The 23,639-nt window shown below is 72.4% G+C and carries 19 protein-coding genes; 15 read left to right on the forward strand and 4 right to left on the reverse strand.

Annotation, left to right across the window (positions count from 1 at the left end):
- Positions 1-33 precede the first annotated feature (33 nt).
- The 5 genes from ACTOQ2_RS02700 to ACTOQ2_RS02720 all read left to right on the forward strand — a co-directional run bounded on the left by ACTOQ2_RS02700 (position 34) and on the right by ACTOQ2_RS02720 (position 4,560).
- The gene (locus ACTOQ2_RS02700; RefSeq protein ID WP_440064836.1) at positions 34-786 is read left to right on the forward strand and encodes a lysophospholipid acyltransferase family protein; all 753 of its coding nucleotides are present in this window, start codon (positions 34-36) and stop codon (positions 784-786) included.
- A 38-nt stretch (positions 787-824) separates the two neighbouring features.
- Entirely contained in the window at positions 825-1,376 is a 552-nt protein-coding gene (locus ACTOQ2_RS02705; protein WP_440098015.1) for a hypothetical protein, read from the forward strand.
- A gap of 75 nt (positions 1,377-1,451) precedes the next feature.
- Positions 1,452-1,877 (forward strand): PPOX class F420-dependent oxidoreductase, encoded by a 426-nt coding sequence (locus tag ACTOQ2_RS02710; RefSeq protein WP_440064832.1) that lies wholly within the window; start codon positions 1,452-1,454, stop codon positions 1,875-1,877.
- A gap of 310 nt (positions 1,878-2,187) precedes the next feature.
- Entirely contained in the window at positions 2,188-3,228 is a 1,041-nt protein-coding gene (locus ACTOQ2_RS02715; protein ID WP_440098017.1) for a hypothetical protein, read from the forward strand.
- A gap of 360 nt (positions 3,229-3,588) precedes the next feature.
- Complete coding sequence (locus ACTOQ2_RS02720; RefSeq protein ID WP_440098084.1) at positions 3,589-4,560, forward strand: glutathione S-transferase family protein; 972 nt, start codon at positions 3,589-3,591, stop codon at positions 4,558-4,560.
- Between the two features lie 107 nt (positions 4,561-4,667).
- Here ACTOQ2_RS02720 and ACTOQ2_RS02725 read toward each other — a convergent pair whose 3' ends face one another.
- A complete protein-coding gene (locus ACTOQ2_RS02725; protein WP_440098019.1) occupies positions 4,668-4,910 on the reverse strand; it encodes a response regulator transcription factor in 243 nt (80 codons plus the stop codon).
- A gap of 263 nt (positions 4,911-5,173) precedes the next feature.
- On the opposite strand from ACTOQ2_RS02725, the gene ACTOQ2_RS02730 reads away from it, so the two are divergent.
- Positions 5,174-8,725 carry a S8 family serine peptidase gene (locus tag ACTOQ2_RS02730; protein ID WP_440098021.1) on the forward strand — a complete coding sequence of 1,184 codons (3,552 nt, stop codon included), beginning with the start codon at positions 5,174-5,176 and terminating at the stop codon, positions 8,723-8,725.
- A 178-nt stretch (positions 8,726-8,903) separates the two neighbouring features.
- On the opposite strand, the gene ACTOQ2_RS02735 is transcribed toward ACTOQ2_RS02730, so the two are convergent.
- From ACTOQ2_RS02735 to ACTOQ2_RS02745, 3 genes are read right to left on the reverse strand one after another with little or no spacing between them, the layout of a single operon-like run.
- On the reverse strand, positions 8,904-9,668 hold the full coding sequence (locus ACTOQ2_RS02735) for an SDR family NAD(P)-dependent oxidoreductase (RefSeq protein WP_440098022.1): 765 nt from the start codon (positions 9,666-9,668) through the stop codon (positions 8,904-8,906).
- Between the two features lie 21 nt (positions 9,669-9,689).
- Positions 9,690-10,130: a MarR family winged helix-turn-helix transcriptional regulator gene (locus tag ACTOQ2_RS02740; protein ID WP_440098024.1), complete on the reverse strand. Its 441-nt coding sequence runs from the start codon at positions 10,128-10,130 to the stop codon at positions 9,690-9,692.
- A complete protein-coding gene (locus tag ACTOQ2_RS02745; protein ID WP_440098025.1) occupies positions 10,127-10,696 on the reverse strand; it encodes an NADPH-dependent FMN reductase in 570 nt (189 codons plus the stop codon). The genes ACTOQ2_RS02740 and ACTOQ2_RS02745 overlap by 4 nt, the downstream gene beginning before the upstream one ends.
- Before the next feature lie 352 nt (positions 10,697-11,048).
- Between ACTOQ2_RS02745 and ACTOQ2_RS02750 the strand changes: the two genes are divergently transcribed.
- The 9 genes from ACTOQ2_RS02750 (at position 11,049) to ACTOQ2_RS02790 (ending at position 23,541) form a co-directional block, all read left to right on the forward strand.
- Positions 11,049-13,901 (forward strand): type 2 lanthipeptide synthetase LanM family protein, encoded by a 2,853-nt coding sequence (locus tag ACTOQ2_RS02750; protein WP_440098027.1) that lies wholly within the window; start codon positions 11,049-11,051, stop codon positions 13,899-13,901.
- Positions 13,891-14,136, forward strand: coding sequence for a hypothetical protein (locus tag ACTOQ2_RS02755; RefSeq protein ID WP_440098028.1), 246 nt, complete (start codon positions 13,891-13,893; stop codon positions 14,134-14,136). Before ACTOQ2_RS02750 ends, ACTOQ2_RS02755 begins: the two co-directional genes overlap by 11 nt.
- Before the next feature lie 40 nt (positions 14,137-14,176).
- The gene (locus ACTOQ2_RS02760) at positions 14,177-17,110 is read left to right on the forward strand and encodes a helix-turn-helix transcriptional regulator (protein ID WP_440098029.1); all 2,934 of its coding nucleotides are present in this window, start codon (positions 14,177-14,179) and stop codon (positions 17,108-17,110) included.
- A 95-nt stretch (positions 17,111-17,205) separates the two neighbouring features.
- Positions 17,206-20,406 (forward strand): type 2 lanthipeptide synthetase LanM family protein, encoded by a 3,201-nt coding sequence (locus ACTOQ2_RS02765; protein WP_440098031.1) that lies wholly within the window; start codon positions 17,206-17,208, stop codon positions 20,404-20,406.
- The gene (locus ACTOQ2_RS02770; RefSeq protein WP_440098032.1) at positions 20,406-22,571 is read left to right on the forward strand and encodes a peptidase domain-containing ABC transporter; all 2,166 of its coding nucleotides are present in this window, start codon (positions 20,406-20,408) and stop codon (positions 22,569-22,571) included. The genes ACTOQ2_RS02765 and ACTOQ2_RS02770 overlap by 1 nt, the downstream gene beginning before the upstream one ends.
- An 83-nt stretch (positions 22,572-22,654) precedes the next feature.
- Positions 22,655-22,840 (forward strand): hypothetical protein, encoded by a 186-nt coding sequence (locus ACTOQ2_RS02775; RefSeq protein WP_440098033.1) that lies wholly within the window; start codon positions 22,655-22,657, stop codon positions 22,838-22,840.
- A gap of 117 nt (positions 22,841-22,957) precedes the next feature.
- Positions 22,958-23,131, forward strand: a complete 174-nt coding sequence (locus ACTOQ2_RS02780; protein WP_440098034.1) for a hypothetical protein — start codon at positions 22,958-22,960, stop codon at positions 23,129-23,131.
- 31 nt (positions 23,132-23,162) lie between these two features.
- Entirely contained in the window at positions 23,163-23,330 is a 168-nt protein-coding gene (locus ACTOQ2_RS02785; protein ID WP_440098035.1) for a hypothetical protein, read from the forward strand.
- Between the two features lie 31 nt (positions 23,331-23,361).
- Complete coding sequence (locus ACTOQ2_RS02790) at positions 23,362-23,541, forward strand: hypothetical protein (protein WP_440098036.1); 180 nt, start codon at positions 23,362-23,364, stop codon at positions 23,539-23,541.
- Positions 23,542-23,639 lie beyond the last annotated feature (98 nt).

The following is a 23,639-nucleotide window of genomic DNA, read 5'->3' on the forward strand; positions in this document are numbered from 1 at the left end:
GGGCCGGGGGGAGAGCTGAGGTACGGTTCAGCCATGGCTGAGATCGTGTACCCCCCGGTCATCGGGGCGGCGTTGACCTTGTTCCGTGCGCTGGACCTCAAAATCCGCATCGAGGGCGCGGAGCGCATCCCGCGGACCGGCGGGGCCGTGCTGGTCAGCAATCACATCAGCTATCTCGACTTCATCTTCGCCGGTCTGGCCGCGCGCCCCTCCGGGCGCCTGGTGCGTTTCATGGCGAAGAAGGAGGTGTTCGACCACCGGATCTCCGGGCCGCTGATGCGCGGCATGCACCACATCCCGGTCGACCGCGCGGCCGGGGCCGCCGCGTTCGGCGCGGCGCTGAAGTCGCTCAAGGGCGGCGAGGTCGTCGGCGTGTTCGCCGAGGCCACGATCAGCCGGTCCTTCACGATCAAGGAGATCAAGAACGGCGCGGTCCGGATGGCCGTCAGCGCCAAGGTGCCGATGATCCCGGTCTCCCTGTGGGGCACCCAGCGGCTGTGGACCAAGGGTCACCCCAAGAAGCTGCTGCAGCGGCACGTGCCGATCACGATCCAGGTCGGCGAGCCGATGTACCCCCAGCGTGGCGACGACTACGACGCCGTCACCGCGGACCTGCGCGAGCGCATGGCCGAGATGCTCGACAAGGCGCAGCGGAGCTACCCGGAGATCCCGCCGGGCGTCTGGTGGCAGCCCCGCCACCTCGGCGGCACCGCGCCCACCCCCGAGGAGGCCGCCAAGCTGGACGCCGCCGAGGCGGAGGCCAGGGCGACCCGCGACAAGCCATGAACAGGTAGTTCACAAGTGGCGTGCCCCATCCTCTCCCCATGAGCAGCGCATTCGACGACATCGCGAACGCCTTCCAGCCGGTGCCGGCCCCCGGCCCGGGACGCACGCCGGGGAAGGTCGGCATGGCCATCCTGCTGGTCCTCTGGACGGGGCTGGGCGTGCTGCCCTTCGTGGTCGCGGTGCCCGGCCTCAAGCTCGCGACGGGCTCCATCGGCGTCCCCGGCACGCTCACGGTCCTCTCGTGCGAGGACCTGGGCCAGGGCCGCTACGACTGCAAGGGCGCTTTCGCGCCCGACGGCGGCGGCGACGCGATCCCGGTCGCCGCCTCACCCGACTCCACCGCCGGTGACGTCAGGCGGGCCCGGCTCACCCCCGAGGGCGACCGCGCCGTACCGACCGGCACCTCGGGTGTGCTGGCCGCGCTGACCATGCCCTTCCTCGGCGTCGGCGTGCTGGGCTTCCTGCCGTACGTCCTCCTCCACGTCTCCGGGGCACGGCGGGGCCGCCGGGCCGCCGTGGTCCTCGGATGCCTCCTCACGCTCGTCTCGCTCGCCGGTGTGGTCGTCGGGATGGTCGCCGCCTACTCCTGAGCACGCCGAGGCGCGCACGCGCCCGGCGGCGTGTCCCGGCGCTCGTCCGGGAGACGGGCTGACGACAATCGTCGGATGGAGAAGATGACGGACGCCGAATGGCGTGAGTTCGTGATGACGGGGACGCGCACCGGCAAGCTCGGGGTGGTCAGGGCCGACGGCAGGCCGCACGTGACGCCGATCTGGTTCGTGCTCGACGGGGACGACGTGGTGTTCACCACCCACGAGAGCAGCGTCAAGGGCAGGAGCCTGCGGCGCGACCCCAGGGTGGTCCTGTGCGTGGACGACGAGACCCCGCCGTTCTCCTACGTCATGATCGAAGGACTCGTCACCCTCTCCGCGGACACGGACGAGCTGCTGAGGTGGGCCACCGAGATCGGCGGCCGGTACATGGGCCGCGAGCGCGCCCGCGAGTTCGGCCGGCGCAACGGCGTACCGGGGGAGTGGCTGGTCAGGCTTCGCGTCGGCAGGGTCGTCGCCGGCCGCGACGTGGCGGACTGAGGATCCCGCCGGACATCCCGTACGGGATTCGGGTGCCCCCCGGGTGTGAGACCTCCGACGGCATGCGGGGCGTCGCAGGGACGAATCTGGTCGAAATTGGAATTTTTAAACACGGTGGTGAGCTGCTGAAAAGCCCGATTTAGGGTGTCGTGCACTTATTTTGCTTGCATGGGTTCGCGTGAAGCGGGCACTGTTCCCCGCGCCCTGGACGGAGGATCACGACCGGGCGGTGGTCCTCGGTCCCGGCGGCGGGCGTAGGCACCCCTTCGACGCCCCCGCTGGTTTCGGATCAAACCAGATGGAGGACAAGGTGACGCGAACAAACCCCGGCGGTTCCAACGAGGTGTCGTCGAGCGGATCGGGCAGAACACCCTGGCGCATTCCGCGCCCGATGGTCTTCGCCACCGCCGTCGTGCTGGCGGCCTCGGGCGGCGTCGGGGTGTCCTCGGCGTCAGCGGCATCGCCGCCGCCCGTTCCCGCGCCGCCGGAGACGCCGACTCCCAGCGTGACGGTGACGGTGAGCGAGCCACCTACCCCGGATCCCACGCTGACCCCGACCCCGGCTCCCACCGCCACGACGCCGCCCAAGATACCGCCGGTGGCGTTCCCCGGCGCGCTGCACGGAGAGTTCGTGCTGCCGGCGAGGGACGGCTGCGGCTTCACGGTGTTCGCCCAGACCGGCGAGGCGATCGCTGTGGCGGAGGACTCGATCACGGTGCGAAGCCAGGACGGCTTCGAGAAGGTGTACGCGATCACCGATTCCACCAAGTCCCTCTCGGGACGGCGGGGCAACGTGGTCAGGCAGGGAGACTGGGTCTCGGTGACCGCCACGACGACGGGCGCCACGACCCCGGGTGAGACAATCCCGACGATGCCGCCTGCCCCGACGCCGGGCGAGACACCGCCTGTCACGACGCCGACCGCCACAGCTCCGGGCGAGATGCCGCCGCCTGCCCCGACGCCGACTGCCCCGGCGCCCGGTGAGACGACCCTGCCTGCCCCGGCGCCCGGTGAGACGACGCCGGGTGAGACGACCACGGGCGAGATGGCGACGGCCGCCTACGTCTTCGACCTGACGCGGCCCAGCAGGAAGTTCTGGCGCGGCGGCGACTGGTGGTCCCTCAGCAAGTGGCGGATCGGCAAGTGGCGCGAGCCCAGCATCTGCCCCACGCCGCCCGTCGTGACCCCCACGGTGCCGCCTCCCGCGGAGACCCCAGCGCCCCCCACGGAGACCCCCCTCCCGCCCACGGAGACCCCGCTGCCTCCCACGGAGACGCCGGTCGTCCCCACCCCCGAGCCGACCCCCACCGTGACGGAAACCCCGACCCCGACCCCCGCCCCGACTCCCTGAGCGTCCGGGGACCGGACGCGGCCGTCGCGCGCGCCCCCGACCCGCGGGGGCGCGCCGAGGATCCCGAGGCCGTCCAGCGCGAGGTGAGGGGCCCCGGGGGCCGATGACGCGCGGCTCGCGAGGGCGACGCCCGGGTCTCCGATCGGAGACCCGGGCGTCGCCGTCCCACGTCGCGACCGCCGCGGTGCCCCGAACCGGGGCGCGGTCGCGGCACCCTCCCGGCGGCCACGAATCCGGTCTCCGCGGACTCCTCGAAGTCGTCATGCCCCGGTGCGTACGGGGAAGGTCGCAACGGAGAGACCGTCCACGATCCCTGGAGGCGAATTGACCGCGAAGCCCGGAGCAGAGTCCGAATCCGTGATGTCTCCCAGTTGCTTCGACGCCCGGATCACCGCGGATCCGGACTCGGCCTGGCCGGCGGAACCGCATCGTTACCGGCTGGTCGCGAGCCGCGCGTGCCCGTTCGCGAGCAGGGCCGTGGTGAGCCGCAGGCTGCTCGGCCTGGAGGACGCGATCTCGCTGGCCGTCGTCGACCCCATCCAGGACGACCGCGGCTGGAGCTTCGCCCTCGGCCCGGACGGCAGGGACCCCGTCCTCGGCTACCGCCACCTCAGCGAGGCGTACCTGGCCGCCGACCCGGAATACGACGGCGGGTTCAGCGTTCCCGCGATGGTCGACACGGCCACCGGGCGCCTGGTCACCAACGACTTCGACGCGATGACCCTGGACCTGGCGACCCAGTGGACGGCCCTCGCCCGCCCCGGCGCCCCGGACCTGTACCCCGAGCCGCTGCGTGCGGAGATCGACGAGCTGAACGAGCGGATCTTCCAGGACGTCAACATCGGGGTGTACGAGGCGGGCATGGCCACCACCCAGGAGGCGTACTCGCGGGCCTACGACGCGCTGTTCGCCCACCTGGACGCGCTGGAGGAGCGGCTGCGGACCCGCCGCTACCTGGTCGGCGACACGATCACCGAGGCCGACATCCGGCTGTTCACCTCGCTGGTGCGCTTCGACGTGGTCTACCACGGGCACTTCCGGTGCAACCGCTCCAAGCTGACGGAGATGCCGGCGCTGTGGGCGTACGCGCGTGACCTGTTCCAGACCCCCGGCTTCGGCGACACGGTCGACTTCGACCACATCAAGCGTCACTACCACCTCGTTCTGGACGAGAGCAATCCCCATCACATCGTGCCCGGAGGCCCGGACCTGTCCGGATGGCTCGTCCCGCACGGCCGCGACGGTCTCGGCGGCAGGCCGTTCGGGGACGGCACCCCGCCGGGCCCGCCGCCCGCCGCGGAGGTCGTGCCGCCACGGGGACGGGCGGCCTGACGCCACCCCCTGCCGCGTCCCGGGAGATCCTGCGGTCCCGGCCGTGTGCGGGGGCGGCGACCGGCCGGCCGGTACGGCGCCGCCGGACGGGTGGCGCCCGGCGCCGTTCAGCCCCGGTGCGGCCAGGCGCGGGTTCTGCCGGTGCTCCAGGCCCACGAGGCGATACCGACGCGGTTGCGCACCCCCAGCTTGCGCTGGATGCCGGCGATGTGGTTCTCGACCGTGCCGGGCGACAGGAACAGCTCCGCGGCGATCTCGGCGTTGGTCTCGCCCACGCTCCTCAGCGCGTCGTCGAGATGTCTCTCGTGCTCCGCCGTGTCGTGTTCCGTCAGGTGGCAGAAACACGCCACCCCGCAGAAGGCTCCCCGCCTCCGGGTCCCGCCCCCTGGGCAGGACGGTTGAAGCCCCAGGTCATCGCCTGTTTCGCCGAGCCGGGACCGTGCGGATTCCCTCGCCTCACGCGGGTGCGAATTAAGCCCTTGTAAATTTTTCCGTCCCTTATTACGGGCAAATGCAACATTTATTCATTACCCTCCCCGGAGGTTAGGGAGATCCCTTATCGCCCATTTTGCTTCCCCCCCCGCGGGCACCCCCTGCCCGTGAAGGAGATCGTGTGTTCACAGCCCGCCCCTGGCGAGTGGTCCTGATCGGGACCATCACCCTCGCCTCACTGATCCAGCAGAGCGTGGCGTACGGCGCCACACAGGCCGCGCCTGAGTTCGACAAGATCGACCGGGTGGTCCAGGCCGACCTGTCCAAGGACGACAAGGCCACCTTCTGGGTGCGCCTGAAGGACGACGCCGACCTGCGAGCGGCGCGTACGGCGAAGACCAAGGCCGAGAAGGGCAAGGAGGTCTACCGGGCGAAGACGAAGACCGCCGCCGCCTCGCAGACGAACCTGCGCAAGCTCCTCAAGGCCGCACGCGCCGACTTCACCCCGTTCTGGATCGTCAACACCGTCAAGGTGACCGGCGACGCGAAACTGGCGGACGAGATCGCCAAGCTCCCCGAGGTGACGGCGATCGAGCCGTCCCGGGTCGTCCAGCTGCCCGACCCGGAGCCGGCCAAGGAGGTCAAGGCCACCGCGGCCTCCGTCGAGTGGAACGTCGACCGTATCAACGCCACCAAGGTGTGGGACGAACTCGGCGACCACGGCGAGGGCATCGTCATCGGGAGCATCGACAGCGGCGCGCAGTGGGACCACCCGGCGCTGGTCTCCGCCTATCGCGGCACGAGGGCCGACGGCGGTGTCGACCACAGCTACAACTGGGTCGACACGACAGGCGTATGCTCGGCCGGCGTGCCCTGTGACGACCTCGGCCACGGCACCCACACGATGGGCACCATGGTCGGTGGCGACGGCGGCGCCAACAACATCGGTGTCGCCCCCGGCGCCAAGTGGATCACCGCGAAGGCCTGCACGGTGAAGCCGAGGAGCTGCCCGAGCGACTCGCTGCTCGCCGCCGGCCAGTGGATGCTCGCGCCCACCGATCTGAACCACCAGAACCCGCGGCCCGACCTCGCGCCCGACGTCGTCAACAACTCCTGGGGCGGCGCCGGCCTCGACCTCTGGTACGACGAGATGGTCCGCGCCTGGGTCGCCGCCGGCATCTTCCCCACCTTCTCCAACGGGAACGAGGCCCTGAGGGCGCCCGTCACCTGCGAGAGCACCGGCAACCCCGGCGGGAACATCGCCGCCTACAGCGCCGGAGCGTTCGACTCCGACGGGCGCATCGGGGAGTTCTCCTCGCGCGGTCCCGGCGAGAACGGCGAGATCAAGCCGAACATCACCGCACCGGGCGTGAACATCCGCTCGTCCTGGAACGACGGCGGCTACCGCCCCAACTCCGGCACGTCGATGGCCAGCCCGCACGTCGCCGCCACGGTGGCGCTGATGTGGTCGATGTCGCCCAGCCTGAAGAACGACGTCGAGAACACCCGCGCCCTGCTCGACGGGACTGCGGCCGACGTCGACGACACGAGCTGCGGCGGCACCGCCGCCGACAACTATGTCTGGGGCGAGGGCATGCTCGACGCCTACGCCGCGGTCAAGTCGACCCCGCTCGGGGAACTGGGCACGCTGACCGGCACGGTCACCTCGGGCGGGTCCCCCCTGGCCGGCGCGACCATCAGCGTCTCCGGACCGGTGAGCCGTACGGTCACCACCGCGCAGGACGGGTCCTACACGCTGCCCCGTCTCCTGAGCGGCGACTACGAGATCACCTTCAGGAAGTTCACCTACGACGATGTCACCGCGACCGTCACCGTCACGACCGACCAGACGGTCACCCGGGACGCGTCGCTGGTGGCGCAGGCCCTGAGCACGGTGTCCGGGACGGTCACCAGCGTCGGTCTGCCCCAGGCCGGCGCCACGGTCACCGCGGCGGGCACGCCGGCCGGCGCGGTCACCGACGCTCAGGGCCACTACGAGCTCACACTGCCCCGCCGGGGCTTCGACCTGAAGGTCGCCGCGGGCTCGCGGTGCGCGCAGGACGCCACCGTGCCCGTCACGGTGACCGGCGACCTGGTCAAGGACATCGAGCTGGCGAGCCACACCGACTCCTTCGGCTACACCTGCAGGAGCGGCACCGAGCCGTACATCGAGGGCACCACCAAGGAGCGGCTCGGCGGCGACGACGAGAGCCAGATGATCACGCTGCCGTTCGCCTTCCCGTTCTACGGCAAGACCTACACCCGCGGCGCGGTCGCCACCAACGGGTTCCTGACCTTCGGTGCCAACACCTACGCCTTCCCGAGCAACACCTCCCTGCCCACCACCGGCGATTCCAACGCCTCCATCTACCCGTACTGGGAAGACCTGGCGATGTGGGACGACAGCGGGCTCTACACCGCCACCGTCGGCACCGCGCCGCACCGCACCTTCGTCGTGGAGTGGCGCAACGTGCAGTTCTACGACAGCGACGACCACTTCTCGTTCGAGGCGTTGCTCGGTGAGGACGGCTCCATCGGGTTCCGCTACCGCGGAATCGACGCCCCCATCGAGGCGGGCACGACCGCGACGATCGGCGTCGAGAACGCGGAGGGCACCGACGCCCTGCAGTACTCCTTCAAGACCGATCCTCTCCCCGCCATCGCCGACGGCCAGAGCCTGTCCTTCGCCGCCCGGCGGCACGGGCTGGTGACCGGCACCGTCACCGACGCCAACGACGGCAAGCCGCTGGCGGACGCGACGGTGAAGGTGGGCGACGTGGCCACCTTCACTACCGGAACCGACGGCACCTTCTTCGGGCAGGCCCCCGCCGGTGACCACCAGGTCGAGGTCTCCGGGGAGAACTACGGCACTCTCACCAAGCAGGTCACCGTCAAGGCCGGTGAGCGCAACCTGCTCGACACGGCCCTGGCCACCGGCCGGGTGACGGCGTCGACCGACGAGGTCACCCTCGTGATGCCGGCCTCCTCCACCAGGAAGGGCACGGTCGAGCTGTCCAACCTGGGGGCCGACGCGGCGTACACCGTCGAGATCGCCTCCGGCCAGACCTGGCTGGGTGTGACCCCGGCCAGTGGGCAGATCGCGGCCCGCGGGTCCGTGACGCTGCAGGTCACCGCGTCCAGCGAAGGGGTCCAGCCCGGCAGCGTCCGCGCCGGCGTGCTGGTCGTGCGCTCGGCGAGCGGCCGCAACCCGGCGTTCCCGATCAGCGTGTCCGTCGTGGTGCCGAAGTTCCAGGCCGCCATCGAGGCCGGCGGCTCCAAGGAGGTCGTCGACGCCGTCGGCGACGTCTGGGCGGCCGACCGGAAGTACACGCCGGGCGGCTACGGCTACGTGGGCAACGGCGACAAGACGAGCACCTCGAGCAAGACCGTCAAGGGCACCACCGAGCAGGCGCTCTACCGGAGCGCCCGCGAGGGCATGCGGGAGTACCGGTTCGACAAGGTGCCCGCGGGGGTCTACACCGTCGAACTGGGCTTCGCCGAGACCCGGAACAAGCGTCCGGGCAAGCGGGTCTTCGACGTCGGCATCGAGGGCGAGCTCGCGATCTCGGCGCTCGACCTCGCCCGGGAGGCCGGGGAGAACACCGCGGTCAGCCGCCAGTACACGGTGAAGGTCACCGACGGCCAGATCAACGTGGGCTTCACCGCGCGGACCGGCGATCCCATCGTCAACTTCATCCGTGTCAGCGAGCGTCCCGACAGGGCCGCCCGGTAGGCGCGATCCATACCTTCGACCGGCCCGTCCCGCTCGGCGGGACGGGCCGGTTTCATGATCGCCGGCTCGATCGCGGCGGCGCCGGTCTCCCCGGCGTCCTGCGGCCTCCGCCTCGACGACCCCGGCCACCCGGCCGTCGCGGACGGCCGCCTCCTCTACGGCGCAGGGGGCCGGAGGGTCAGCCGGGGGTGAGGAAGTGGCCGTCGGTTCTGATGGCCTCGCCGGTGGTGTTGGTGTTGGCGGCCGAGCACAGGTAGACGATCATGCGTGCGGCGTCGTCGGGGTGGCTGACACGCTTGGTCGCGGCGGCCTCGCTCGCCTTGTCGAGCAGGTGCTGCGGCATGGGTTTGTCCGCGGGGGTGAAGCCCGGCATGACGACGTTCGTGAGGATGCCGGCGGAGGCGAGTTCCCTGGACATCACCCGGGTGAGGCCGTGCAGACCCGCCTTGGCGGCCACGTAGGAGACGCTGCCGGGGAGGCCGTCCTCGACCAGCCCTGTGGAGACGTTGACGATGCGGCCCCATCCGCTCGCCCGCATGTCGGCCAGCACGGCGCGGGCCAGCAGGTAGGGGCCGACCAGGTTCGCGCTCACCGACGCGGTGAACCGCTCGGGCGGCGCGGTCTCGAACAGCTCGCCCGGCTCTGGCCAGTCCGGCCAGCGGACGGCGTTGTTGACCAGGACGTCGACCGGTCCGAGCCGGTCGCGTGCGTGCGTGACCGCCGCCTGTAGCGAGTCGGGGCGGCCGAGGTCGAGCCGCCAGGCGATCGCCTGGGCTCCGCGCCGTTCGGCCATGACGACGGTCTCCTCCGCGGCCTGGAGGTTGGTGTGGTAGCCGACGGCGATGTGTGCCTTCTCCTCGGCGAAGGCCAGCGCGGTGGCCCTGCCGATGGCCGTGCTCGCGCCGGTCACCAGGACGACTTTTCCTGCGAGTCCGAGTTCCATGCGTTCTCCTGCGGGTGGTGGTCAGGTGAGGTTGTTGCGGACGGTGTGCAGCAGCCGGATGAGACGCGCGGCGTCGGCCTCGCCGAGCCCGGCGCTCGCCCGGCTTTCCACCTGCGCCCACGCGGTCACGACGGCGTCGACCACGGCCTCGCCGCGTCCGGTCAGCCGCAATCGGGTCACCCGGCGATCGCCGGGGTCGGGAGCGCGCTCGACGAACCCGGCCCGCTCCATGCGGGTGATCGCTTTGGCGATGGTGGGCTGCTCGATGCCGATGCGCTGGACGAGGTCCGCCTGGGTGGTCTCGGGATTGTGGTGGAGGTCGACGATGAGAAGCTCCTGGCCCAGGTGCAGGCCGAGCTCGGCCATCCGGCGCTGCATCTCGGCGCGGTGCGCCTTGGTGACCTCGGCGAGGGCGTAGCCGATCGGCCCCTGTTCGGCCGCGACCTGCCGCCCGGCGGTCACGCCGGCACCGCCGGCCGGTCATCCGCGAGGCGGGCGAGGACGCGCTGCCACAGCCGGGTGATGTCGTGTCGCGCCTCCTCCTCCGTCAGGACTCCGTCGGGGTCGATGTGACGGTGGGCGAAGCCGACCGCCACATCGAAGTCGGAGAGCACCTCGGCGCCGACCCGCCGCAGCATGTCGCCGAGCTGCAACTGGGCGAAGACCCCGCCGAACCGGTTGGGTGACGCGCTCATCAGCACCACCGGCTTGCCCGCCAGCGGGCGCGGGGGCGCGAGGATCGACAGCCAGTCGACGAGGTCCTTCAGCTGCCCCGGGATGCCTCGGCTCAGCTCCGGCGTCACCAGCAGCAGCACGTCGGCCGCCGCCACGCGCTCGCGCAGAGCGCTGACGGCCTGGGGGAAGGGACGGCCGCGGGTGGCGTCCAGGCGGGGAACCCGGGCGTGGTCGTCCCACACCTCCACCCGCAACGGGGCGTCCGCCAGCTGCTGCGCGGCGCGGAGGAGCGATCGGTTGTGCGATCCCTCACGGGTGCTCCCGCAGATCGCCAGTACGTCAACTATTTCCATAGTCGGCTATCTTATAGTCGGCTATGTAAATGCCGCAATCCGTGGCGGTCGAGAGACGGACTGAAGGCGACGCCTCCCCGAGCGGCCGGTTGCCGTCATGGGCGGACGCCGGCATCGCGGACCGATGGTGCCGAGTTCGCAGGTTCGACCGGGCACCGGGCGGAGGTCCACCGCTACCCGCCTCCGCAGGCGTAGGCCGTTCCGCGCGTTCCACGGTGGCAGGGGCGGTGGTGGCCCGGGGACGGTCGCGAACCGGCGGCCGGTGGGTATGCGCCGCGGATGGAGGATTCGCGGAAATATGGGGGCATCGCCCCCATGTTGCGGTTCGCGGTGATCGTCATACTTGACGGCTGTGAACCCTGCGAGCCCGTCCGTCGTCGTGCCTCCCCGAGCCCGGGCGGCGGCGCGTCCCTCTGACCGGGCCACCGCTCACGACGCGGAGCGTCCCGTCGCCGGAGCCGGGGCGCTGGAGGCCGTCGCGGACATGTACGGCGTCCCGGCGGGGCGGGACGCGACCCTGTCGGACGTGGTGCGTCCGCTCGTTCGGCAGGCGGTGGAGCGGCTGGTCGTCGGCGCGGTACGACTGGAGGGCGGGCTTGGGCCCGCCTCGGTCCGGGAACGGTTCGCGACGGACCTGACGGCCCGGCTCACGCGGATCGCCTCCCGGGTCCTGGTGTTCGAGCTGAACGCGCGGCGGGTGAGGGGAGAGCTGTCCGGAGCCACGCCGGCCGAGCGGTTCGCCGATTTCGTGGACCGGGTGAGCGGCGAAAAGGGGCTCGCCGGGCTGCTGGAGGAGTACCCCGTCCTCGCCCGCCTGCTGCGCCAGGCCGCCGACCAGGCGGTGGAGGCGGGGTTGGAACTCCTGACGCGCTTCGCGGTGGATCGCGAATACCTGCGGGAACTGCTGGGAGGCGATCCCGGGGGCCTGGTGGAGTTCTCCGCCGTCGGCGACAGCCATCTCGGCGGGCGCGCCGTCACCGTGGTGACCCTGGCCGGCGGCGCGAAGGTCGTCTACCGGCCGCGGCCGGTCCAGGCGTACCTGCACTTCGCCGAGGTGCTCGACTGGCTCAACGAACGGCTCCCCGGCCTCGGTCTGCGCGTCCCGCGCGCGGTGCGGCGGGAGGGCTACGGCTGGACCGAGTTCGTGCCGGCCGAGCCGTGCGCGGACGCGGCCGAGGTGGAGCGGTTCTACACGCGCGCCGGTGCGCTGCTCGCCCTGTTGTACGCGTTGAACGCCATCGACGTGCACTACGAGAACCTCATCGCCTGCGCGGGCCGGCCGGTGCTGGTCGACGTCGAGACGCTGTTCCACGCGGCGCTGCCCGCGGAGGCGTCCGCCGACCCGGCGCTGCACGCTCTGCGGGACTCCGTCCAGCGCACCGCGCTGCTGCCGAAGATGATGGTCGGCGAGCGGGGGGCGCTGGACATCTCCGGCCTGGGCGGGGACAAGGACGGGGTGTACCCGTTCCTGTCCGCCCAGTGGGAGGAGGCCGGGACGGACACGATGCGGCTGGTGCGCGGTGTCGCCCGTTTCGCCGGAGCGGCCAATCGCCCCACGCTGAACGGGGTGGACGCCGACCCGGCCGACCACGTGCCGAGCCTGCTGGCCGGTTTCCGGCGTGCTTACGACGCCGTCGCGGCGGGACGCGACGAGTTGCTGCGCGGGCCGCTGGCGCGGTTCGGGCAGGCCGAGGTCCGCGTACTGCTCCGTCCCACCCGCTTCTACGGCGAGCTGCTGATCGAGTCGACGCATCCGGACGTGATGCGGTCCACCGCCGACCGGGACGAGGTGTTCGACCTGCTGGACGCCGTGTCGGCCGGCGATCCCGCGCGGTCGGCCGCGGTGCCGTCCGAGCGGGCCGACCTGTGGGCGGGGGACATCCCGTACTTCGGCACGTCCCCCGGTGAGCGGGAGATCCGCGACAGTGGGGGCAGGGCGCTGCCGTGGCGTCCGCAGGAGAGCGGGCTGGACCTCGTGGCCGCCAAGCTGGCCCGGCTGGGCGCCGCCGATCGGGAGAACCAGGAATGGATCATCCATGCGTCGATGGCGGCCCGGGTGGCGGGCGGGCGGCACGCGCCCGGCGAGCCGTCCGAGGCGCCGTTACCGGCCACGGTGCCCCATCCAGCGGCGCTCGTGGCCGCCGCGCGGGGCATCGCGGATCGTCTGTGCGCGACCGCGTACCGCGATGGCCGTACCGTCAACTGGCTGGGCCTGGAGCCGGTGGAGGACGGCCGGTGGACGATCATGCCGTTGGGTGCGGGGTTGTCCAGCGGGTACCTCGGCGTCGCGCTGTTCCTGGCGCAGGCGAGTCGCGCCACCGGGATCTCCCGCTACATGGACTTCGCCCGGATGGCGGTGCGGCCTCTGCCGCGGCTGCTGGAGCGGATCGCCGCGCACGAGGCCCTGCTACGAGCCGTGGGCTGCGGGGGATTCGGCGGCCTCGGCGGCATCGCGTACGGCCTGTCGCAGCTCGGCGTCCTGCTCGGCGACGCCGAGGTGGCGAGCTGGGTGGAGCCCGCGGTGGAGGCGGCCGGCGCGGCGGTCACCGACGAGGCGTCGCTGGACGTCCACGACGGCCTGGCCGGGTGCCTGGCCGCGATGCTCGCCGTCCGGCACGGCGCGGCGGCGGCCGCGGCCGGCCGTGTGGCGGCGGCGTGCGCGGAACGCCTGGCGGCCGCGGCGTCCTCGGCGGATCTGCCGCCGGGTTTCGCCTTCGGCGCCGCGGGCGTGGGGTGGGCGCTCGTCAGGCATGGGCAGAGCCCGGACGGCGCTCGTCTGCTCACCCGCGCCGCCGCGCGCGCGGCGGAGGGGGACACCTGGTGCCAAGGCCGGGCGGGAGTGCGCCTGGCACTGTCCGACGCCGCCCTCCCGGGTGATCCGGCGGTGTCCCCGATCTCCGGCGTCCCGCTGGAGGGACACGACCTGTGCCACGGCGAGGCGGGGCGTCTGGAGACGCTGAGCGCCCTCGCCCGGCGAGGCGACCCGGCGGCACAGCGGTCACTGCACCGCCACTCCGGCAGGCTGCTGGCCTCGCTGGACACGTACGGAGCGCGGTGCGGTACTCCCCGCCACGCGTCGACCCCGGGCCTGCTGGACGGCCTGGCCGGTATCGGCCACGGTCTGCTCAGGCTGGCCCTTCCCGAGATGACCCCGTCGGTGCTGCTGTTGCGGCCGACTGATGAAGGAGAGATCCGTGGACTCTGAGAACCGTTCGACCGCCGGGGAACCGGCCGCGTCATGGCAGGACCGGCTGGGCACGCCGGCCGGATCGATCATGATCAGGCTGGCCGGGGTGTCCCCGGTGACCCGCGCGCTGGTGCTGGCCGGCCTGACGGCGGGGACGACGATCGCATTCGGCTCTCCGGACACCGCGGCGCACGCGGTAATGGCCGCGGGCGGGGACGACCCCGTCAACCCCATCTCCATGAGCAACCCCTAAATACCATTTTTCATGACATGACGACAGTTAATCTGTCGTCATGTCATTTACTTCCCCCATTCTGGTCGGACGCGAAAGGGAAATCGAGCAGCTCGACCGGCGCCTGGCCGCCGCGCGAGATGGCCGGGGTGGCGCGGTTTTCCTGCTCGGCGATCCCGGAATAGGCAAGTCCCGCCTTTCCGCGGAATGCGTGTACCAAGCGTTCGACACGGGGATGACCGCGTTACGGGGACGAGGGGGAGGCTTCAGCGCGGACATCCCGTTCAAACCTCTGTGCGAGGCGCTGCTCTCCTACACCAGGACCAAGGAGCCGCCGGACGATCCGGCCCTGGTGCCCTATCTGCCGGCGCTCACCAAGCTGGTCCCGGAATGGCGCCGGGCGGGGGTCGCCGACCATCTGGAGTCGGTGATGGTGCTTGCCGAGGCGCTCCTGCGGTTGCTGGCCGTCATCGGGCGGGACGGTGGCTGCCTGCTCGTCCTGGAGGACCTGCACGACGCGGACGCCGACACGCTCGCCGTCGTCGAGTACCTGGCCGACAACCTCGCCGGGGTGCCCGCCTTCCTGCTGGCCAACATGCGCAGCCACGCCGGGCCGGCACGGTCCGTCGCCGAGGCCTGCGCCCAGCGGCGGACCGCGGCCCTCGTCGAGCTCGCGCCCCTGCCACCTGAGCAGCTCGCCCGGCTGACCGCCGCCTGCCTGGAGGTCCCGCCCGACGACGTGCCCGAGCAGCTTCTCACCCGGCTGGAACGTGACACGGCGGGCATCCCGTTCGTCGTCGAGGAACTGCTCGCCGCCATGGCGGACGTCGGCGCCCTGGAGCACGACGGGCGGCGGTGGCGGCTGAACGGCGACCCCGCGATCGACGTACCGACCACGCTGGTGCGCAGCATCACGCTGCGCGCCGCCCAGCTGAGCTCCTCCGCCCAGGAGCTGCTGCGCATGGCGGCGGTCTTCGGCTCCCGCTTCCCGATCCCGACGATCCAGGAGGCCACAGGCCTGGCCGATCGCGAGGTGATGGAATTCCTGCGCGCGGGGACGGGGGCGCGGCTCATCACGCCGGACGACTCCGCCGGCGACTGGTACGCCTTCCGTCACGCGCTGATGGCCGAGGCCCTGCGCTCCTCGCTGATCCCCGCCGAGCGGGCGTCGATCGCGCGCCGCGCCGCCGACGCGCTGGAGCGCCTGCACCCCGGGCTGCCCGGCGAGTGGTGCCAGATCGCGGCCACCCTGCGCCTGACCGCCGGGGACACCCTCGGCGCGGCCGGTCTGCTCGCCGACGCCGGCCGCCGCCTGCTGGACGACGGTGCCGCCGACCTGGCCGTCACACTGCTCGAACGCTCCTACGCCATGCTCGGGTCCGCCTCCGCCGACCTGCGGGCGCGCGTCCTCCAGGGGTTGTTGCACGCGCTGACCGAGAGCGGGCAGGCCGACCGTGCCTTCGCCCTCACCAAGGACCTCCCGATCAGCGGCGACCCGGCGATGACCATCTCGCACGAGATGGACCTGCGCACCAAGCTGGCCTGGGTCGCCGCCGAGATCGGCGGGACCGTCGACGGCCTGGCACACGTCGCGGCGCTGCGCAGGCTCCTCCGGATCAACCCGGACGAGGCCCGTACGGCGGCCATCGACGTGATCGAGGCCCAGCTCATCGTTCCCGACCACGGGGTCCTCCAGCAGAGCCCTCAGCGGATGGCCACGGCCGAGGCCCTCGTGCGGCGGGCCGTGGAGGTCGCCGAACGCGTTCTCCTCCCCGAGGTGGCCTGCCAGGCGTGGGAGCGGATGGCGATGTTCTCCCGGACCCGCGGGTTCGACGAGCCCGAGCGGTGCCTGACGCGGGTGGTGTCCATCGCCGACGCCCACGGCCTGAAGCTGTGGAAACTGCGGGCGATGCTGCGCCTGGCCGGCAACCATGCCCTGCGCACCGGTGAGCGGGATCCGTTGGAGGAGGTCGACAGGGTGGCGGCCCAGGCGGGCGCGATCAGCCAGGTCCACGCCGCCCGGGCGTCCCTGGTGATGACGGCAGTGCTGCGCGGCGAGTACGGTGACGCCCACGAGCTCGCCGTCTCGTGCGTCGAGTCCACCATCCGGCTCGGCCACACCGCCTACACCCAGTACCTCCTGCTCGCCCAGGCCACGCTCGCGGCCCACCAGGCCAAGCGCGCAGGCATGGAGAGCGCGCTGGAGCGGTTTCGCGCGTGGGGCGGCGAGAGCAGCCTGCACATGCCGGTGGTCTACGGCCTGTGCCAGGCGATGTGCGCGCTGCTGGAGGAGGACCGCGACCTCTGCGGCGAGATGCTGACCAGGGCGCGGGAGTGGGAGGACGACAACCCCACCATCTACTACCTCACCGGCAGGTACGGCCTTGGCGTGCTCATGGACGTGCTCGCCGGCCGGGCGGGCGCCACCGAGTGCGACGCCGCGGAGACCACCTCGGCCGCCGAACTGGCCTGGAACCGCACCTTCCTCCACCTGGCCAGGGCCGTGCTGCTGGGCCGCCGGGGCGACCCCGAGGGCGCGCTCGCCGCGTTCGGCAGGGCCGCCGAAGCCGTCCGGCCCTTCCCTCTCGCCCACCACCTGGGGCTCCGGCTGGTCGCCGAGGCCGCCCTGGCGGACGGCTGGGGTGAGCCGCTGGTCTGGCTGCGCACCGCCGAGGAGTACTTCCACCAGGCGGGCATCCCCGCGGTCACCGGGGCTTGCCGGGCGATGCTGCGCGGGGCCGGAGCGGCTGTGGCGCAGCGCCGTACCGGACGGGAACAGGTGCCGAGCGGGCTGCGCGCCCAGGGCGTCAGCGTACGGGAGTATCAGGTGCTCGCCCTGCTCGCCGAGCGGCGTGGCAACGTCGACATCGGCAAACGGCTGTTCATCTCGCCCCGCACCGTGGAGAAGCACGTCGCGAGCCTGCTGCAGAAGATGGGCCTGCCCGACCGGGCCGCCATGTACGAGCACGCGGCCGAGCTGATGCGCTCCACCTGATGCGGCCGATGCCCCCATGGCTCCCGGCGGGCCCGCGCGAATATGGGGGCGGCGCCCGCATGTGAGCGGCGCCGCGCATCGGCAGAGTGCCAGCCATGAGCGGAGACGAAATCACCCCGGGGGCGGCGCCCGAGCTCGGCGCGGCGTGGTGGGCGGGCGGACTGACGCTGGCCGAGCGGCTGGACCGGACCGGCGGAGACATCCCCGCCGGCCGGTCACCCGAGTCGGCCGGTGAGACCGCGCGCTGGCGGCTGCGGGAGTGGCAGAACGCTCACGGGCTGCTGGAGAGCGGGCAGTTCGACCGGCGGCTGGCCGCGGCCGGGCTGACCATCGACGAGCTGATCTCGCTGCTGGACGAGGAGCCCGCCGCGCTGGCCGGTCGTGCCGCCCGGCCGGACTGGGCCGTACAGGCCGCCGAATCGATCGCCGCGGCGCGCGCGGCGTCCGCCGAGGCCGTCGCCCGCGCGGACGGGGGGCCTGCCAAGGACGGGTTCGCGGCGATCGTGGCGCCGTTCGCCGAGGGCGCGCTGTGGCGCCTGGGCGACGCGCTGAACGCGTGCGGCCCGGCCGTCCGGGCGGACTCCCTGCTCGAGGCCTGGAGCGCCGAACTCCGGCAGCGGCTCGTGGCGCCGGCGTCGCGGACGCTGGTGCTGGAGCTCAACGTCATGCGCGTCTCACGGCGGCTTGAGGGGGCGACGCCCGAGGAGCGGTTCGCGGACTTCGTCCGGTGGTTCGGGCGCCCCGAGGCGCTCGCCGCGCTGTGCGAGGAGTACCCGGTGCTGGCCCGGCTGCTGGCCCAGACGGCCGACCGGTTCGCGGCCGGCCGGAGCGAGATGCTCGCCCGCTACACCGAGGACCGTCCCGACATCGTGCGGACGCTGCTGGGCGGCGTCGATCCCGGCCCGCTGACGGCGGTCGAGGGCGGCGGCGACACCCATCAGGGCGGCCGCGCGGTGAGCGTCCTGACGTTCGAAAGGGGCGCGCAGGTGGTCTACAAGCCGCGCCCGCAGGCCGTTCACCGGCACTTCAACGACGCCCTGGCCTGGCTCGACGAGCGCGTCGCGGGCCTGGACCTCACCCGCCTGGCCGTGCTGGACCGCGGTCCGTACGGCTGGGTGGAGTTCGCGCCCCACCTGCCGTGCCAGGACCGGGAGGAGGTAGCCCGCTACTACCACAGGCTCGGCGCGCTGCTCGCGCTGCTGCACGCCCTCGACGGCGCCGACTTCCACTGCGAGAACCTGATCGCCTGCGGCGACCAGCCCGTGCTGGTCGACCTGGAGGCCCTGCTGCACCCGCTGGTGCCCGGGGCGGGGATCGAGCGCCTCATGGAGGACCCGGCGGCGCTGGCCCTGGAGTCGTCGGTGAGCCGCAGCGGCCTGCTGCCCGAGCTGATGGTGGGCGAGAGCGGCGTGATCGACCTGTCCGGCATGGGCGGCGACAAGGACGCCGTGCTGCCGATGAAGACGCCGACCTGGACCGGACAGGGCACCGACGAGATGCGGCTGGTCCGCGAACACCTGGTCTTTCCCGGCGTGCGCAACCGCCCGCGCCTGGGCGAGGACGCGGCAGACCCCGCCGACCACCTCGACGACCTGCTGGCCGGATTCGGCCGCGGCTACGAGGCCATCGTGGCCGACGCCCCCGACCTGGTCCGGCTGCTGACCACGTTCTCCGGCGACGAGGTCCGCGTCGTCCCGCGGGCGACCCGCACGTACGGCAAACTGATAATGGAGTCCACCCACCCGGACGTGCTCCGCCACGGCCTCGACCGCGACCGCGTGCTGGACCACCTGTGGGCGCTCACCCGCGGCGATCGCACCCGTGAGCGGCTGATCGCCCACGAGGCGGAGGACCTCTGGGCAGGCGACATCCCGATCTTCACCACCCGGCCCGGCAGCCGCGACCTGTGGACCTCCGGCGGCGTCCGGATCCCGGACATCCTGCCCGAGCCCAGCCTGAGCCGCGCCGTCCGCAAGGTCCTCGGCATGGGCCGGGCCGACCGCGCCCGCCAGGAATGGGTCATCCGGGCGTCCATGGTCACCCGGGACCGCTCCGGGCTCGCCGCTCTCGCCGTCGGCACGACGCCCGCCGCCCCCGCCTCCGCGGCCGTCCCGCCGGACGAGGCCCGGCTGATCGCCGCCGCCCGGGACGTCGCCGACCTCATCGACCGCCACACCTGTTTCTCCGGACCCGGCGGGCGCGTCAACTGGCTCGGGCTGGAGCTGGTCGAGGAGAAGTACTGGAGGTCGCAGCCGCTGAGCTGGGACCTGTACGGCGGCTACCCCGGCGTGGCGCTGTTCCTGGCGCAGTGCGCCGCCGTCACAGGTGAGGAGCGGTACGCCGACCTGGCACGGCGCGCGGTCACTCCGCTCGCGAGGCTGGCCGAGGACCCGCCGCAGGAGGGCGTCATGGGCGCCTTCACCGGCCTCGGCGGAGTCGCGTACACCCTGATCCACCTGGCCGCCCTGCTGGACGACGCGCGGCTGGCGCGGCCGGTGGAGAACCTGGTCGAGTCGTGCGCCAAGGCGGCCGGCCAGGACGAGGCGCTGGACGTCATCGTCGGCAGCGCCGGCACCCTGGCCACGATGCTCGCGATTCACCGGGCCACCGGGTCACCCGCGGCCTGGCGTGCCGCGGAGGCGTGCGCCGAACGCCTGCTGGCCACCGCGGCCCCCACCGGGGCCGGAGTGGCCTGGCACACGCCCATGAGCGACGACCGGCCGCTGACCGGCTTCTCCCACGGCGCCGGCGGCATCGGCTGGGCGCTGCGCCGCTACGCCGAGGCGGGCGGTGATCCGCGCGCCCGTGACACCGCCCTGGCCGCCTTCGCCTACGAGAGCGAGCACTACCGGCCGGACCTGCGGGGCTGGCCCGACTACCGGCAGGGGCAGGGCGGCGACGACATGCTCCACGCCTGGTGCCACGGAGCACCCGGCATCGGCCTGTCGCGCGTGGGCGGCCCGGCGTCCGAGGATCTCGACCGCGCGCTCGCCGCCGAGCTGGAGCGCGGGCCGATGGCCAACCACAGCCTCTGCCACGGCGAGCTGGGCAACCTCGAACTGCTCATCCAGTCGCGCCACCGGCCGGAGGCGGCGGAGCTGCTGACGGCCCGCACGACCCACCTCCTCGACGACCTGGCCCGCCGCGGCCCCCGCTGGGGCGCACCCGGCGCCGCCCCCACCCCCGGCCTGATGAACGGGCTGGCCGGCATCGGGTACGGCCTGCTCCGGCTCGCCCGGCCCGAGCGCGTCCCGTCCGTGCTGCTGCTCGACGCGCCCATCGGGAGTGAGTGCTGATGGGCAGGGTCCCGCTGCGACACCAGCTCACCTCCACCGAATGCGCCGCGGCCTGCCTGGCCATGATCGCCAGCTTCCACGGCAGGGACACCCGGGTCGCCGAATGCCGGGAAATGCTCGGCATCGGACGCGACGGCGTGTCCGCCGCCCACCTGATCGCCGCGGCCCCCCGCATGGGCCTGCACGCGCGGACCGAGCGGATGGAGCGCCTCGGCCCCCTGGACCAGCCGGCCATCGCCTACCTGGCCGACCACCACTTCGTCGTCGTGGAGAAGGCGGGCGCTCGGCGCGTCCGCCTGGCCGACCCGGGCGGCGGCCGCCAGTGGCAGAGCACGAAGGACTTCGACCGGCGCTTCGGCGGCGTGCTGATCCACCTGTCGCCCGGCCCCGAGTTCGTCCGGCGGCGCACTCCCATGCGGGAGTGGCTGATGCTTCGCTATCTGCGCGACTTCGTGGCGATGCCCGGCAGCCGGAGCCTGCTCGCCGCCGTACTGGCCTGCGCGACCGTGCTGAAGCTGCTGGCCCTGGTGCTGCCGCTCGCCACCCAGCAGGTCGTCGACACCTTCGCCCCCGACCGGCGGACGGACATCCTGCCGCTCTTCGCCGTGGTGGTGCTCGGCACCACCGTCCTGGCCGGGCTGACGACCCTGCTGAGAGAGATGGCGGTGCTCACCCTGCGCATCCGCGCCGAGGCGACCCTGGGACGGCAGCTCATCCGCCACATGCTGCGGCTGCCGCTGTCGTTCTTCATCCAGCGCCGCAGGGGAGACCTGCTCGCCCGGCTCGGCAGCGTCTCCACCACGCGCGAGACCGTCACACAACGGCTGCTGATCCTCGTGCTGGACGCCGCGCTCCTGGTGGGCTACCTGATCGGCCTGGCCGTGCTCGCTCCCGGCTACGTGCCCGTCGTCCTCGCCCTGGGCGCCGCCCACGTGCTGCTGGTCGTACGGGTCTCCCCGCGGGTCGCGGCCGTTTACCAGCGGGAGCTGTCGGCCAAGGCCGAGGAGCAGAGCTACCTCACCGAGACCCTGGAGGCCGTGGTCCCGGTCAAGGCCAACGGCGTCGAGGGACGGGCCGAGCGGCACTGGGTGCGGCTGTTCGACACGTATCGCGACGCCCTGGTCGTCCGCGGCCGGATCACCGCCGGCCTGGAGGCCTTCCACCAGGCCCTCACCATCGCCGCCCCGCTGCTCCTGCTGCTGACCGGGCTCGCGCTCGTCCTGAACGGCGGGATGACGATCGGCACCGCGCTCGCCGCCAGCACCGTCGCCCTCGCAGTGCTCGCCCCCCTTCAGGGGCTGGCCAGCGCGGGCCAGAGCTACCCGATGCTGCGAAGCCAGATCGAGCGGGTCTACGACATCGTCGACGCGGATGAGGAACCCACCGGCCCCGTGCGCCTGCCCGCGCACACCGCCAGCGGCATCGAGGTCGAGGACCTGGTCTTCCACTACCAGGCCGACGCCCCGCCGGTGCTCGAGGACCTCACCTTCACCGTCCCGCCCGGTACCAAGCTCGGCATCGTCGGCCGCACCGGCTCCGGCAAGAGCACCATCGCCCTGCTGGTCCTCGGCCTGCTGCGCCCCACCGCCGGTACGGTGCGCCACGACGGGTACGAACTGGACGACCTCGACGTCCACGACCTGCGCTCCCGCTGCGGGGCCGTCCTGCAGGACCTCAACCTGTTCAACGGCACGATCATGGACAACCTCACACTCGGTCGCGAGGACGCCACCGAGGAGGAGGTGGTGCGCGCCGCCCGCATCGCCGGCCTGCACGACGACGTGGGCGCCATGCCCATGAAGTACGGCACCCTCGTCGGCGAGGCCGGTGCCGCGCTGTCGGCCGGGCAGCGCCAGCGGGTCGCCCTGGCCCGCGCCCTCGTCCACAAGCCTCGCCTGCTCATCCTGGACGAGGCCACCAGCCACCTCGACCCCGAGACCGAACGCCGCGTCGACGCGGCGCTGTCCGGGCTCGAGGTCACGCGGATCGTCATCTCACACCGGCTGAGCGCGATCCGCGACGCCCACAACATCCTCGTGCTCGACCGCGGCCGCATCGTCGAGCGGGGCACGCACGAGGACCTCATCGCACGAGAGGGGACCTACCGAGAGCTGTTCGCTCACGACGCGGCGCCCCGGCAACGAGCCGGGGCACTGAACGCGTGAGGCGCGCCGGGTCCCGCCGGCACGCCCCATGAACCGATTCCGATTCCGATCCACGAAATCTCAATCCAGAAGGAGAGTACGTCATGTCCGGCAACGAGCTGATCCGTCAGTGGAAGAACCCGCAGGCCCGCACCGCCGACCTGGCCCACCCGGCCGGGGAGATCACCCTGGACGACGCCCGCGTGGTCGGCGGCCGCGAGCCGCGGACCGAGTACATCATCTCCTACGGCTGCTGCCCCACCGGCATGTGGTGCGGCGGCGACTTCTGATCCACTCCACCGCGGAGGGGTCTCGGCCCACCTTCGCGCCGGTTCGGCCGGCGCTTCCCGAAGCATCGAATCTCACCAATCTCACCAATCTCACCGATCTCACCAAGGAGTGACGTCATGTCCGGCAACGAGCTGATCCGTCAGTGGAAGAACCCGCAGGCCCGCACCGCCGACCTGGCCCACCCGGCCGGGGAAATCACCCTGGACGACGCCCGCGTGGTCGGCGGCCAGCCGCCGGTGACCGAGTACTTCTTCTCCCTGGGCTGCTGCCCCACCGGCGCCTACTGCTGATCCCCGGCGGCCTACACCAAGGAGTCATGAGATGTCCGACAACGAGCTGATCCGTCAGTGGAAGAACCCGCAGGCCCGCACCGCCGACCTGGCCCACCCGGCCGGGGAGATCAGCCTGGACGAGCTGATCGGCGGCCGTGAGCCCGCCACCGAAGGGATCGCCTCCTGGGGCTGCTGCCCCACCGGGGCCTACTGCTGACCCGCGGCCGCATGCACCAAGGAGGCGCGAGATGTCCGACGACGAGCTGATCCGTCAGTGGAAGAACCCCCGGGCCCGCACCGAGGGGATCGTGCACCCCGCCGGCGAGATCGACCTTGACGAGCACCTCGCGCGCGTCGTCGGTGGCATGCCGCAGGAGACCTGGCCTCCGGTGATCTCGCACAAGTGCTGCACCGTGGACCTCTGCTGAGAGACCCGGAGCATCCGACCCGAGACCGTGCCGGGCGCCGCACCGCGGACCTCTGCCACGAGAGCCGCGACGGACCGCCGGACACGACCACCAACGGT

It is taken from the genome of Streptosporangium sp. H16 (assembly GCF_051918855.1).
Lineage (GTDB): Bacteria > Actinomycetota > Actinomycetes > Streptosporangiales > Streptosporangiaceae > Streptosporangium.